This window comes from Nostoc sp. DSM 114160 (genome assembly GCF_053470305.1).
In genome coordinates this window covers 546144-559506 of the sequence record NZ_JBPFGO010000002.1, presented here as the reverse complement: position 1 = coordinate 559506, position 13363 = coordinate 546144, and the positions used below count along the sequence as shown (strand labels likewise).

12 protein-coding genes and 1 pseudogene are annotated in these 13363 nt (G+C 41.4%); 4 read left to right on the top strand and 9 right to left on the bottom strand.

Annotated features, from left to right (window positions below; genetic code table 11):
• Positions 1-44 precede the first annotated feature (44 nt).
• From NSTCB13_RS19395 to NSTCB13_RS19380, 4 genes are all read right to left on the bottom strand, one after another.
• A complete protein-coding gene (locus NSTCB13_RS19395) occupies positions 45-1235 on the bottom strand; it encodes an efflux RND transporter periplasmic adaptor subunit (protein ID WP_448273521.1) in 1191 nt (396 codons plus the stop codon).
• An 864-nt stretch (positions 1236-2099) separates the two neighbouring features.
• Positions 2100-2486, bottom strand: coding sequence for a signal peptidase I (locus tag NSTCB13_RS19390; protein WP_448267398.1), 387 nt, complete (start codon positions 2484-2486; stop codon positions 2100-2102).
• Positions 2476-3558, bottom strand: a complete 1083-nt coding sequence (gene galK / locus NSTCB13_RS19385; protein ID WP_448273520.1) for a galactokinase — start codon at positions 3556-3558, stop codon at positions 2476-2478. The genes NSTCB13_RS19390 and galK overlap by 11 nt, the downstream gene beginning before the upstream one ends.
• Positions 3559-3563: 5 nt before the next feature.
• Positions 3564-4652 (bottom strand): M24 family metallopeptidase, encoded by a 1089-nt coding sequence (locus tag NSTCB13_RS19380; protein WP_448267396.1) that lies wholly within the window; start codon positions 4650-4652, stop codon positions 3564-3566.
• A 455-nt stretch (positions 4653-5107) separates the two neighbouring features.
• On the opposite strand from NSTCB13_RS19380, the gene NSTCB13_RS19375 reads away from it, so the two are divergent.
• Together NSTCB13_RS19375 and psaB are read left to right on the top strand one after the other, a co-directional pair.
• The gene (locus tag NSTCB13_RS19375; protein WP_448267395.1) at positions 5108-5350 is read left to right on the top strand and encodes a hypothetical protein; all 243 of its coding nucleotides are present in this window, start codon (positions 5108-5110) and stop codon (positions 5348-5350) included.
• A gap of 471 nt (positions 5351-5821) precedes the next feature.
• Positions 5822-8050 carry a photosystem I core protein PsaB gene (gene psaB, locus NSTCB13_RS19370; protein WP_445631202.1) on the top strand — a complete coding sequence of 743 codons (2229 nt, stop codon included), beginning with the start codon at positions 5822-5824 and terminating at the stop codon, positions 8048-8050.
• Between the two features lie 390 nt (positions 8051-8440).
• Here psaB and NSTCB13_RS19365 read toward each other — a convergent pair whose 3' ends face one another.
• Positions 8441-8653: a hypothetical protein gene (locus NSTCB13_RS19365; protein WP_445631203.1), complete on the bottom strand. Its 213-nt coding sequence runs from the start codon at positions 8651-8653 to the stop codon at positions 8441-8443.
• Positions 8654-9178: 525 nt separating this feature from the next.
• Between NSTCB13_RS19365 and NSTCB13_RS19360 the strand changes: the two genes are divergently transcribed.
• The gene (locus tag NSTCB13_RS19360) at positions 9179-9922 is read left to right on the top strand and encodes a peptidoglycan-binding domain-containing protein (RefSeq protein WP_448267393.1); all 744 of its coding nucleotides are present in this window, start codon (positions 9179-9181) and stop codon (positions 9920-9922) included.
• A 346-nt stretch (positions 9923-10268) separates the two neighbouring features.
• On the opposite strand, the gene cobO is transcribed toward NSTCB13_RS19360, so the two are convergent.
• The 4 genes from cobO to NSTCB13_RS19340 form a co-directional block, all read right to left on the bottom strand.
• Positions 10269-10946: a cob(I)yrinic acid a,c-diamide adenosyltransferase gene (cobO, locus tag NSTCB13_RS19355; RefSeq protein WP_445631205.1), complete on the bottom strand. Its 678-nt coding sequence runs from the start codon at positions 10944-10946 to the stop codon at positions 10269-10271.
• 341 nt (positions 10947-11287) lie between these two features.
• Positions 11288-11743 (bottom strand): GFA family protein, encoded by a 456-nt coding sequence (locus NSTCB13_RS19350; protein WP_445631206.1) that lies wholly within the window; start codon positions 11741-11743, stop codon positions 11288-11290.
• A 138-nt stretch (positions 11744-11881) separates the two neighbouring features.
• Positions 11882-12115 carry an IS1096 element passenger TnpR family protein gene (locus NSTCB13_RS19345; protein ID WP_445631207.1) on the bottom strand — a complete coding sequence of 78 codons (234 nt, stop codon included), beginning with the start codon at positions 12113-12115 and terminating at the stop codon, positions 11882-11884.
• A gap of 56 nt (positions 12116-12171) precedes the next feature.
• The gene (locus NSTCB13_RS19340) at positions 12172-12609 is read right to left on the bottom strand and encodes a hypothetical protein (protein ID WP_445631208.1); all 438 of its coding nucleotides are present in this window, start codon (positions 12607-12609) and stop codon (positions 12172-12174) included.
• A 194-nt stretch (positions 12610-12803) separates the two neighbouring features.
• Here NSTCB13_RS19340 and NSTCB13_RS19335 point away from each other — a divergent pair.
• Positions 12804-13341, top strand: a pseudogene (locus NSTCB13_RS19335) (nucleotidyltransferase family protein).
• Positions 13342-13363: the final 22 nt, after the last annotated feature.

Here is a 13363-nt window from a genome sequence, read left to right as displayed (position 1 = left end):
TTCCCCCTTTCCCATTACCCCTTTCCCGACTTCTGCAAGAAGTCTTATGATATTGGTTGGATTGGTGCGCCTTCTCTAAGTTTGAGAATGCCAGAAGTTACAATCGTTTCGCCGGATTTAAGCCCATCGATAACTTGATAATTGGACCCTTGAATATCTCCCAGGCGCACTAAACGCTGATGCACAACTTGCTGCTGTTGTCCATTGACGGTTTTGTTTTCGGTGACAAACACAAAACTTTGTCCACCAACGCGAGAAATTGCAACGGTGGGAATCAAAATACCTGGTTGTCGATTCCAAATCACGCGAGCTCTAACGTATTGTCCATCGCGCAATCGCCCTTGTGAATTCCGAAAGCGGGCTTTGCTCAAAACAGACTGTTGATTAGAACTTACATTTGGAGAAATGTAGCTAATCGCACCTGTACCAATTACTTGCTGGGTGGTGGGATCGATTAACTGCACGGGTAAGTTCGTTCGTAATTGGCGCAACCGATTTGAGGGTATAGAAAGATTGAGATCCAGTGAATCGTTTTGTGTGAGTGTGGTGATTGTTTGTCCGATGTTGACATAATCTCCAACCTTGACCGGAAATTCACCGACTACGCCAGTAATGGGTGCTACCACCTGCTTAAAATTGAGGCTGACTCGCGCCGCAGCCGTGCTTGCTTGAGCTTGGCGGATATTTGCCTGTGCTTGGCGGACGGCTGCTCTAGCTGCTGCGACTTGCTTTTCGGATGTTTGCAGGTCTGCTTGAGCAGTTTGTAAATTATTTCTAGCAATGTCTAACTCTTGTCTTGCTATGGCTCCTTCGTTGACCAACTGTTGGCTACGATTGAATTGTGTGCGTTGCAGTTGAACATTTGCAGCTGCTTTGGTGCGTTGGGCTTCGGCTTGTTGTTGCTCTGCTTGAGCAGTAGCCAATGCTGCTTGCACCGAATTAGCAGCTGCGATCGAACTGGTGACATTGGCCTGAGCCTGATCTAAACTCAAAGATGCGATCGGCGTACCCTGTTGCACTCGCTGACCGCTCGACACCAAAATCGATTCGATTCGTCCTTGAATTTGTGGCTGTAATATGACCTTTTGCTGCGCCTCCAACGACCCGACAAACTCGGAACTTTCTTCGATTGTGCCTGCGTCAATTCTCTGAAGTTTTACTGGCAATGCTGGCGGGCTTTGAGCATTAGCTGCCGGATCGTTTTTTTGACAACCACTCGTCAATGTTGTAAGCATTAGTACGATAACTAATACTGGATTTGCGAGTAAAAAGTTTAAGTATTTAAGTAGATAATCACGTTTTAGCATGAAACAAAATGCTGATTAGTTAAATCTATACACTGTATAATTTTTTCGTCTCAATCCAAGGGATTAAGAAAGCGTAATGACTCCAGCTTTGCTGCAAGACAGCAGAATTCAGCAGTCAAAATTCAGAATTTAGAAGTAATATGATGTCCCTTTGATTACTTATTAAACCCGAATCACCCCACCCCCAACCCCTCCTCGCTTGCGGGGAACTCGGGGCCCCCTCTGGGGATTAGGGGCAGGGAGACAAAGCACAGCTTTGGCGGGGTGGGGTTCTTTTATTACGGATAATTTGGCGGACATGATATAAAACAGGTTTTATACCTGGCTTTGAGACTTAGCTTGTGTACTTCACTAACTTGAAATCCGCAATAAACTTTCTATCTATATGTCTAGATATTTTATCGATCGCATTAGATGCATCTTTCATCGCATCACGGCTTTACGTCAAACAAACTTATCTCCAAAAAATCTTTAGATTAATACTACGTGAGTTCGACGGATTAAAAAAAATACCAAAGATAGAGATAATTAAGTTTGTAGGGTAGATATCAAAGATTTTTGAAAATGATAAGTAAGTCGGTACAATAAAAGCAAACTATGTAAAGAAAAGTAAAGAAGGCTTAAACTCTTTTTCCTTCTGCTTCTGCCCGATCGCAACGATAATTATTTAAGCCAACCTACTTAAGTATCTGACTTTGTATCTTAAATCTGATATTGACAAGCAAAGTAGTCCTAACAAATAAACGAGCATCGAACCTAATTAAAATTAATTATGCTCAATTACTTAACAAACTAACTCTTTGACGCTTCAGCCAATGCAACACTATCACCTGGCTTTGAAGGCCATCTGACAGTCAAAATAGTGCAGTCGGACTCAGCAACCCACCAATGGGACACACCCGCACACCAAAGAACATAATCACCTTCACGAGATAATAAAATTTCTCTATCTTCAAATTCCAGGCGAAATTCTCCGTGAATGAGAATTGAAAGCGTCGCAGCTTGGTTATTTACTGCCCATTCAGTTCTACTGTCACCTGCTTTGTGAACAGCCCATTTTACTTCTAGCATTTCCGTGGAACGCGGATCGTCTTCAGGGGTGATAAAGTGACCCATGAACCATCCCCAACGATTTACACCTTCAACGCCTGCGTTTCCATAAACAACTTTAGGCTGCATCACTTAACTCCAAAGAAGGAACCAAAATTTGCCCGTTGTAACCGACTTGCTTATATTGTTCAAGGATATGGGTTGCAATACTTCTGGCTTCACCAGCCACAACTAAAGCGACACAAGCACCACCAAATCCAGCACCTGTCAGTCTTGCACCAAACACTCCCGGAGTTTTTTGCAATAATTCGACTAGAGTATCTAGTGCAGGTACAGACACTTCGTAATCGTCTCTCAAACTGGCGTGGGATGCGTTCATCAATTCGCCAAATCGCTCAGATGTTACTCCCTGTAATACTTCCAAGACGCGGTTATCTTCTGTAACCACATGACGGGCACGCCGCCGTAGAGGTTCGGGTAGTTTTTCTGTTACCTTAACATCAGTAATATCTCGTAGTGCTTTCACTCCTAGCGATCGCGCTGCTTCTTCACACTCAGCCCGACGCTGGTTATAACCGCTACTTGCCAGGGTGCGAGGTACGCCGCTATCAATAACCAAAATCTCCGCATTCTCAGGCAAAGGCATGACGCGGCGTTCTAAAGTCCGAGTATCTAAAAACAAGATATGCTCGGTATCAGCCAAGCTAGAAGCCATCTGATCCATGATGCCGCATTGTACGCTAGCATAATGAATTTCTGCTTGCTGGGCGAATTGGGCAATTTCAACGTCATCAATAGGAAGCTTCAGAAGTTGGCGTAATGCCCGCAGCGTTGCTACTTCCAAAGCCGCGCTACTAGACAAACCCGAACCCATCGGAACCGATGATTGGACGTACACAGAAAGCGATGGTATATTGTGTCCGGCTTTTTGCAAAACCTCAATACAGCCAAAAATATAACTGGCAAATCCAGACGGGGAATGGTTTATATCTAAAATGTTCACTTGCTCGTTGAGATTTTCCGAGTAAAAGTGATGATGACCATCGCTACTAAAACTTAGCTGTACCGTCGTAGATTGAGGAATCGCAGTTGGCAGAACAAAGCCATCGTTATAGTCAGTATGTTCGCCGAGTAAATTTACTCTTCCTGGCGCACTGGCTTGAGTTTCAGGTGGTTTACCGAATACTTGTTGAAAATCCATAATTTTTAATTGTACAAAGGTACAGGGCGTAACCTTCCTTCTACTTCAACATTAGGAAAATTTGGATCGAAAGTCAGATTTTCTAACTTTCCATCCTTGAGAATCACAAAAGTATCTTCAATCTTTGCCCCTGGTAAACTGGGATTCCAAGCGACAGCAATACCTTCTGTCAAAGCATCAGTAGTAGTTGGATTGGCAACGATTTCTCGCGCTAAATATCCAGTGGTTCCTCCCTGGTGGTGTTCGCGGATAGCATTGGGAAATCCATGCTGCTCATAAGCCTGAGCTAGCGCGTGATAAACTGCATCGAGAGTGGTTCCGGGTTGGCACAAATTCAAAATTACTGCTTCTATTTCGCGCACATGGGAATGCAATTCGGCCCGTTCGTCTGAAAGCTTACCAAAACAAACAAATCGAGTCAGATTTGCATACAAACCGTAACCTCTCGCGCAAAACACCAGCATTGCTTGCTGTCCAATCTGTTCTCCCGTGGCTGTGGCATGACGGTATAGCGGTAAACGCCTCTCACCCGCTACCAGTGTCAGCGCTGGATGTAACCCTTTCGCCCATAAAGCCTCTGCACCCGCACCCGCTAATTGATATTCTGTCCAAGTTGGCTTGGCGGCTTTGAGTACCTCTGTCATTGCCTGACTAGCTTTTTGCCCGACTTGACGATATCGCTCTAATTCACTTGACATCATTACCCGTTTATGATTTTGCAGAGTTGGGGGTAACGGTTTTTCTAAATTGGAGATGGGGCGATCGCTAACTACTTTCCCGCCGCCAGTTACATCACGGACAAAAGACTCACGGGCAGCATAATCAGCCCAAGGGTTCACATATACCTTAAAATTAGCAGGCAGTTCTTCATCCTTAAGACGCTGGGCTTCAATTTCATCCGTCAATACCCAAGCCTCGTCAGTAGTAACTAATACTTCAGCTACGCCAGTTTCAGCAGTCAGCAGCACGGTATTAGAAGCACCAGCTGTCACCCAAGCAAACCAGTCTGTACCACGCAAACGCAGGCCTTGCACTTCTGATTCATGCAAGGTTTGCCTGATTAACTCTAGCTTTTTGGAGACTTCCTCATTCATAGGGAAAATACAGATAGATAGAGATAATTATCAAGTTTATCTAGGTCTGTCTGCGTCTGTCTGAGGTTGGTATTCCAAATGGTACACTAGCGATCGCTATTACCGTCGGATTACTCAACAATCCTGATATGGCAGTGTATTAATTGTATTAATCTATATCTGATTTTCTAACCAGTTCTCTAATTGTAAGTTATCAATTTTACTAAAATAATTGATATTAGCACCTTCAATTAACGGTACATTAACCTACTGCATAACATACCCTACATCTACTAATAGATTCTGAATTCTTCTTTCTTTGCTGTGTATTGACAATTACAGATCGACTTTACATCGACTAACTCCTTTAGGCGAACCGCACATCAAGCCAAGGTAATTCTCAAGAACGATGTAAGTGTTAGTAAATTTTTGAAATTATAAAAGCGCAATAGCTACAAAGACATCAAAAAAAGCCCATGAAATCCCAAGAGACTCAAAACAAGATAACAGAAAATAATGTTCCTCTGTCAGAGAACCCACCTAACGACATAAATGCTCAAAAACCTGATAAATCTAAGCCTATGACTCAGGTACAAAAGGATAATGTAATCACCAATCAGGACTTACCCAATCCACTAGCTCGCTATGGGTTTACCGTGGTTATATTGGCTACTTTCTTATTTGTTGTCGCCCTTTACTACGGAATTATTAACCCCTAAGTAATTTACCTAACTTAGGTTTCAAAAAAAGTAGAAATACTTGGCATTTTAGCTTACCAATATTTACTTAAACTTGAGCTTGATTTTTTGTTTTATTTTGCTAAAAAACTATCATTATGTCACGTGTATACAAAATTTTAAGCTCATTTTAATAAAAAAATTATTAAAATTTCCAGCTTTGAGACTGTATTTAAGACTACAAATTCATTTAATACAAATATCGTCCGATAGTTAGATGGAAATGGTAGTCATTAATTAGTTTATTACTTCTATGGAAATGAATTGCATCATCTTGCCTAATGATGTGAGTCTAAGAATTAAGCCTGTTTTATCCTCAATACTCATCAGCTTTTGCTATTTAGATTGACCTCCAATCCAAGGCTGAAAGAGTGCTGATTCAATTGTAAAAAGTTGCTGAATCGTTAGAACTAGCAACTTGGATTAGCGTTTAAGGAGATGTAATTAAATTGCATGGCCACAAAATATCCTAAATTTAACCAGGATCTCGCACAAGACCCAACTACGCGTCGGATCTGGTACGCGATCGCTACGGGAAATGATTTTGAAAGCCATGATGGGATGACCGAGGAAAATCTTTACCAAAAGATTTTCGCTACTCACTTCGGTCACGTGGCAATCATATTTCTGTGGGCATCTAGTCTATTGTTCCACGTAGCTTGGCAAGGTAATTTTGAACAGTGGATTAAAGATCCTCTGCATATTCGCCCAATCGCTCACGCAATTTGGGACCCTCATTTTGGTAAACCAGCAATAGAAGCTTTTACTCAAGGGGGTGCTACTAATCCTGTTAACATTGCTTACTCTGGTGTTTACCACTGGTGGTACACCATTGGGATGCGGACGAATAATGACCTCTATCAAGGTTCAGTGTTCTTGTTGCTGTTAGCAGCATTGTTCTTGTTTGCTGGTTGGCTACACTTGCAACCTAAGTATCGTCCTAGCTTGGCTTGGTTCAAGAGTGCTGAACCTCGCCTAAATCACCACTTGGCAGGTTTGTTTGGTGTTAGCTCTCTGGCTTGGGCTGGACATCTTATTCACGTTGCCATTCCCGAATCTCGCGGTCAGCACGTTGGTTGGAATAATTTTCTGACTACCTTGCCACACCCAGCAGGTTTAGCACCTTTCTGGAGGGGTGATTGGGGTGTATATGCCCAGAATCCTGATACACCAGGGCATTTGTTTGGCACATCTCAAGGCGCAGGGACAGCTATTCTGACTTTTTTGGGTGGCTTCCATCCCCAGACTGAATCGCTATGGCTGACTGATATGGCTCATCACCATTTAGCGATCGCAGTTATATTTATCGTTGCCGGTCATCAGTATCGGACTAACTTCGGGATTGGGCACAGCATCAAAGAGATGCTCAACGCTAGAAAATTCTTTGGTATTCAAACCGAAGGTCAGTTCAACTTACCGCACCAAGGACTGTACGACACCTATAACAACTCGCTGCACTTCCAGTTATCTATACACTTGGCAGCACTGGGTACTGCCTTGTCGTTAGTGGCACAGCATATGTACTCGATGCCTCCTTACGCCTTCATTGGTAAGGACTACACAACACAGGCGGCACTGTATACTCATCACCAGTACATCGCTGGGTTCTTGATGATTGGTGCATTCGCCCATGCTGGTATTTTCTGGGTTCGGGATTACGACCCAGAACAAAACAAAGGTAACGTTCTTGAGCGCGTACTTCAGCACAAAGAAGCGATTATCTCTCACCTGAGTTGGGTATCGTTATTCTTAGGCTTCCACACTCTGGGGTTATACGTCCACAATGATGTTGTAGTTGCTTTTGGCACTCCTGAAAAGCAAATTTTGATTGAGCCAGTGTTTGCTCAATTCATCCAATCTGCTCACGGGAAACTACTGTATGGCATGGATGCTTTACTATCTAACCCAGATAGCATTGCCTATACAGCTTGGCCTAACTACGCTAACGTCTGGTTGCCAGGCTGGACAGATGCGATCAACGCCGGCACTAACTCCTTGTTCTTGACCATTGGGCCTGGCGATTTCTTGGTTCACCATGCGATCGCTTTAGGTTTGCACACCACCACCTTGATTTGTGTCAAGGGCGCATTGGATGCTCGTGGTACTAAATTGATGCCTGATAAAAAGGACTTCGGCTTTACCTTCCCCTGCGATGGGCCAGGTCGGGGCGGTACTTGCCAAACTTCCTCTTGGGAACAGTCTTTCTATCTCGCTATGTTCTGGATGCTGAATCTCCTTGGTTGGGTGACTTTCTATTGGCACTGGAAGCATCTCGGTGTTTGGCAAGGTAACGTTGCTCAGTTCAATGAGAACTCTACATATCTGATGGGTTGGTTCCGTGATTACCTCTGGGCTAACTCCGCTCAGTTGATTAACGGTTATAACCCCTACGGCGTCAATAACCTGTCTGTCTGGGCTTGGATGTTCCTCTTTGGACACTTGGTTTGGGCAACCGGTTTCATGTTCTTGATTAGCTGGCGTGGGTACTGGCAAGAGTTAATTGAAACTCTAGTCTGGGCACACGAACGTACTCCGCTGGCTAACTTAGCTCGCTGGAAAGATAAACCTGTTGCTCTGTCCATTGTCCAAGGTTGGTTAGTAGGTCTAGCTCACTTCACAGTTGGCTACATCCTTACATACGGAGCATTCCTCATAGCTTCAACCGCCGGTAAATTCGGTTGAAACCCATAAAAAGCTTCTGACCTTAGCCATCTCCCCCTTTATCCTGTCCGGTTAAAGGGGGATTTTTGTATATTCAATACCTTCGCCAAAAAAGAGATTGATTATATGAGGTGCGCTAAAAGCGTAATACCAATTCACTAAAATTATGAAACAGATGTAAACCCTGAAACACTTGATATCTCTAAGTTTTTTAATTGCGTTAGCGTAGCGGGGCAAAGTTAGACGTAGTAGCGTGACATGCTTAAAATGTTGGGTTTAAAAAACTCACAAAAACTAAAATCTAATCATTAACAGAATTATTCAACCCAACCTACAATTTTTTTGTAATATTTTAACCTTGCCATGCCACTACGCGTATTTCAAAAATCAAATATGAGTACTATAGTTACTTCAGGTACTAGTATTTGATTTTTCACTTGGACGTTCGGTAGCAGGAGGAAACTTAACACTTTCTTCGACTCTATGGACTTCTGTGTTAGTTTGCTCTTCCGACAGGAGATCGTCAGGGTTTAATGATTTATCAGCAGCATCATCAATTACTCCATTGGCATTAACATTGGGTTTATCAGAAGTTCCTTTATGGTTAGCATGTCCACTAGGCATAACTATTACCTCTCATTTTTATAACTAAACATTCCCAGACTAAACTTTTTTGTTTAGAGAAATACACTATCAGAAGGCTTATAGCAAAATTATCAGAATCCAGTCTGGAGTGATATAGATTTCTCGTTAGGGTAGACAATACTCATTGGTGTCAACATTTCTACAGAAATGGTGTTTCGCGGTTTATACCATTTTCCCAAGTCGTCCTACGTGGTAATACTACTGACGCTTACACCCAACAAATTTGGGCTTCATCTTCTTAAGTTGACACCAATGAGCAATACTGTGCCCTGAACACGTAGTATCATTAATAGTTGAGAATGAGCGATCGCATCTCTTTTTTTTTCACTATCTGTAGTCGTATACGTCTAACGTCTCAAAGAGTTGCAGCTTGTAGTCACACTTCGCTTATCCTTCAGAACGCCTTGCAAACAAGAAATGTTAGATTTATTTATTTCTACTTACCTAATTTTTGTAAAACAAGATACATTAAATGGTAGTTTAATCGCAAAGGAACCAAAAAGCATGGCCGTTAGTAGCCCTGAAGTTATCCGTCATATATTGATCGGATTGGGATATTTAGCTCCTGAGATCGATCCTAAGCCGGATCTGACTAAATTTGCTCCCTGGAAGCGGAATAACAACTCCTTGACAGACGATCCTACTGAAGAAGCGATTAAAAAGTTTCAGAAACAGTACTCACAAAAACTTGTGGTTAATGGTAATGCTGATGCAGAGACTCGAACTGTAATGGAAGAAACAGTCATCGGGCTTCAAAACAGATTGAAGTTTCATGGTTTTGCAACCAATGCTGAAATTCCTCCAAACAAGCCTTTTTATGGCCCGGCTACTTATACAGCAGTCAGAAAATTTCAGAAATCTCAGGGTTTAACTGAAAATGGTATTGCTACTATTGAACAGCGTCAAATTCTACAACAATCTAGTCTCACAGATAAGCCCCAGACTCCGCCTCAGTCACAACTAAAGCTGAGAGATTTATGCTTTCAATTCCAAAAGAATCCTCAAAATCCTTCTTACATCGCAGCCTTAAATAACTTACAACAAAATCTACCCAAGGACGTTTTACACAAAGTTACTAACAAATGGAGGGGGACAAACGATCAAAATCCTGAGATTGTCAAGCTGACAAATCTGTTTACTTATTATGATGACAATAATGCAAATCATCGTGATGCATTAAATCACTTACAAAGTCAGATTACCCCAGCTATCTCTCAAGCATTTTTAAGTCTTTGGAATAAGAAGTAACAAATGGGATTGATAGCAGAAGTCTGAATTCAGAATTCAGAATGGGCTACGCCTGGCTGCGCTAACAGAAGTAAAACACGCTTTCTACCTAGATAACAGATTTAGCTTGTATACCTCATCAACTTGAAATCTGCTTTTTTACATCTGATACCAATTCAAAAAATGTTTGCGACAGATCAGCCCACCCACGCTGACGCGCACTCTTTAGTAAGGGTAGGGTTGGTGATATCTATTATCTATGTGTTGCATTCTTTTTTCAAATTGGTATGACATATGAAAATTAAAAACCAGGTTTCTAATCTCTGGGGAGTAGGAAACCTGTTTTTTAACAATTCTGAATTCTGATTTAATACTCAATTCCCGGTTGTGCTTTTACACCTTGATCGCGGAAAGGGTGCTTAACTAGAGTCATTTCAGTTACTAAATCAGCACGCTCAATTAAAGCAGGTGGTGCGCCTCTACCTGTGAGAATAACGTGTTTGTTAGCGGGTTTTTGCGCCAAACCTGCTAAAACGTCTTCTACTGGTAAGTAAGCCATTTTGAGGGCGATATTGATTTCGTCTAACAACACTAGATGAAAGTCTGGGTTGCGAATGTATTCTAAGGATTTTTCCCAGGCGGCGCTAGCTTTGTCAAGATCGCGATCGCGGTCTTGAGTTTCCCAGGTAAAGCCTTCGCCCATTGCGTGAAATTCTATCTGGTCTTCCCAATAGCTGAAAACCCTTTTTTCGGAAGGTTCCCAGCTACCTTTGATGAATTGGACGATCGCTACTTTATACCCATGACCGAGCGATCGCAACACCATCCCCAAAGCCGCAGTGGTTTTACCCTTACCGTTACCAGTATTTACAATAATTAATCCTTTTTCTGGTACAGCTTCTGCTATGCGCTTGTCTTGCACTTCTTTGCGTCGCTGCATTTTTTTCCGGTACTGTTCATCAGTCAGAGATGAAGACATTACCTCATCAATTAAGCGCCCAATTTCTTGGTCTGGGTTCAATTCTGGTGGTGTATCGTGTTTCATTAAGCTTGTCTAGAAATAACTGTTAAAAGTGTTGAAAATGAACCAAAATCGCCTTAGTTATCCAATTTTACCTACATTACTTGATTGGAAATGTCCAGTAAGCTTTCATGTTAAATATTAATAGTGCGTTAGCTTTATTAATGTTTTACAGACACGTGAAACTATATATGATACACAAGCTGAACTTATAATTTGAGTTTACTATTACTGTTTTAAATAATCTAATATGTTCATTAAAGCATTTTACCAGTAAAATTTTATTATCTTTTTTGGTACAGTCATGAGTTAGATACTTTAAGTATCAGGAGTATGATGTCTATCTAGTATCATAAGTTTTGCAATTATGGATGTTGTTGTTTCCATTTTTCCCATAAAGCCTGCGTATCCTCTGGTTGCCCGTCATAGTTGAGCAATTGGTCTGAAATTATCACCCATGACTGGGCACTGCGTGTCCAAATGTTACCCACTGGGCGCAACCAACTTGTATCATCTAAGGTTCCAGCTTTGACATTGATAGTATTTGCATTGTAAGTCCTTTCGTGAAACAATCGCGTTCCGCAGTCGCCACAAAACAGGTTATTTACTTCACGCCCGCTATCATTTTTCCGAGTCCAAGCTTTCGGTTTCCCCTGAACAATTACAACAGCATCTCGTAATACTGTAAGAGACATTCCAAAAGCACTAGACGATTGTTTTTGACACTCCTTACAGTGACATAGATAAAGTGTTAAAGGTTGGGCATGAATTTCATAACGAATCTGTCCACATTGACAACCTCCAGTATATGGAAGATTCACAGGTTTTACCTCCTAACAATTTGTATTGCTTTATTGTAACTAAAACTACTTTAATATGAAAGCAGGTTTTATTAAACAAAAATATAAAATATGTGGATATGAATATATTTTCATTCTCTGCACTTTCCTAAATCCTTTTCATCCTTCATCTTCATCCGATTCATCATCCTCACTCCAATATTGTTGAGGTGCATTTTTGCAAACTTCTAAAATCTTCGGTTTTTTGATTTTATTATCAGGTGGATTAATTGCTTCTAACTGCACATCAAATTTCCAGTTGTCACCAAAATCATAAAGATAGGTCATTTTACCACCTGGTTCTAGAGACAAATCACCAACCTGCACTTGGTCTGCAAATGGGGGTATTTCCATATAAGCATGACCAATTTTTATGATGCGCCCAAAACTTCATTATTTCCCCAAATCAATCAAGCTTCTAATAAATTGAAATAGCGTTCTGTTAAATTGAGGCTTGACCATGATTGTAAAGTTGCGGCGTCTAAAGCTAAAACCTGCTTCTTTCCTTGGGATTTAATTTGGGCTATTCCAGAACTGCGTAATAACAGATATAGTCCATTAATGTAGGGGTATGATTTCTGTACGGGGCGTTTGAGTTTAGTTTCAATTGGGTAACTTAACTGAGAATTAACTTCTGATATGACTTTTAGCGGTAGAAGATTATTAATACTACTAACTTCCACTCCATTTGGTTGTAAGAAATCTATCAGAGTTTGAAAGTCATGCAGAATCGTACCGGGTTGATTTTCATCAATACTGAGTTCTTGGAGGAGTTTTTGTTGTGACTCTGTTAAGGAAGGCAGTTCAGGATTGAGTGTGCGTTCTAGTCGCGCAAATAAATCTTCCATAAAGAAAAATTCTAAATTCTAAATTCACAATTTAACCTTTTGTTCAACCTGTTTTCTTTATACTATGACTACAGAAGTTATCCTGATAAACATTGGCCTGCAAAGTGTCACAACAGGACTATCAATACCGTAAATTTAATGAAATGCGAATGATAATATTTTCATCTTCTACTTGACAATCCCAGGAATTTGATATGAATAGTAACACTCGCCTACAGATGATTTTAGCTGATACACGTATTAATACAGTATTACCTGCGATCGCTCAACTAAATCTACCTAACTGGTGGTTAGCAGGGGGTGCAGTCCCGAAACACCGTTTGGTCTTCAATTTTTGGCAATGGCTGTGGGTTAGGTATTAAAGATTTTGATATTGCATTCTTTGATATAGAAGGGAACCGTTCCCAGGAACTAGCAGCAAAAGCGACTCTCACAGAACAATTTCCTGATGACGAGTTTGATGTCAAAAATCAAGCCAGTTTTGCTCGTTGGCGTCTTGGTAGCAAACTTTATACTAGTACAGAGGATGGCATCACAGATTGGCTGCACACCGCTACCGCTGTAGGAGTTCGACTAAATGCTCAAAGACAATGGCAATTTTTTACACCTTACGGGTTGGATGACCTATTTGCTGGCATTATTCGACCTACACCAACGCATACTCATAATTTAGATGCCCATAATAAGGCATCTGGATTTTTACAGAAGTGTCCTTATCTGCGGTTGGCGTAAAAGTTACAGTCAGATTTTAGCC

Coding starts and splice junctions, on each gene's coding strand:
- NSTCB13_RS19375 (WP_448267395.1), top strand. CDS start 5,108: ATGAAATCCCAAGAGACTCAAAACAAGATAACAGAAAATAATGTTCCT.
- cobO (WP_445631205.1), bottom strand. CDS start 10,946: ATGAAACACGATACACCACCAGAATTGAACCCAGACCAAGAAATTGGG.
- NSTCB13_RS19360 (WP_448267393.1), top strand. CDS start 9,179: ATGGCCGTTAGTAGCCCTGAAGTTATCCGTCATATATTGATCGGATTG.
- NSTCB13_RS19380 (WP_448267396.1), bottom strand. CDS start 4,652: ATGAATGAGGAAGTCTCCAAAAAGCTAGAGTTAATCAGGCAAACCTTG.
- NSTCB13_RS19390 (WP_448267398.1), bottom strand. CDS start 2,486: ATGCAGCCTAAAGTTGTTTATGGAAACGCAGGCGTTGAAGGTGTAAAT.
- NSTCB13_RS19340 (WP_445631208.1), bottom strand. CDS start 12,609: ATGGAAGATTTATTTGCGCGACTAGAACGCACACTCAATCCTGAACTG.
- galK (WP_448273520.1), bottom strand. CDS start 3,558: ATGGATTTTCAACAAGTATTCGGTAAACCACCTGAAACTCAAGCCAGT.
- NSTCB13_RS19395 (WP_448273521.1), bottom strand. CDS start 1,235: ATGCTTACAACATTGACGAGTGGTTGTCAAAAAAACGATCCGGCAGCT.
- NSTCB13_RS19345 (WP_445631207.1), bottom strand. CDS start 12,115: ATGGAAATACCCCCATTTGCAGACCAAGTGCAGGTTGGTGATTTGTCT.
- psaB (WP_445631202.1), top strand. CDS start 5,822: ATGGCCACAAAATATCCTAAATTTAACCAGGATCTCGCACAAGACCCA.
- NSTCB13_RS19365 (WP_445631203.1), bottom strand. CDS start 8,653: ATGCCTAGTGGACATGCTAACCATAAAGGAACTTCTGATAAACCCAAT.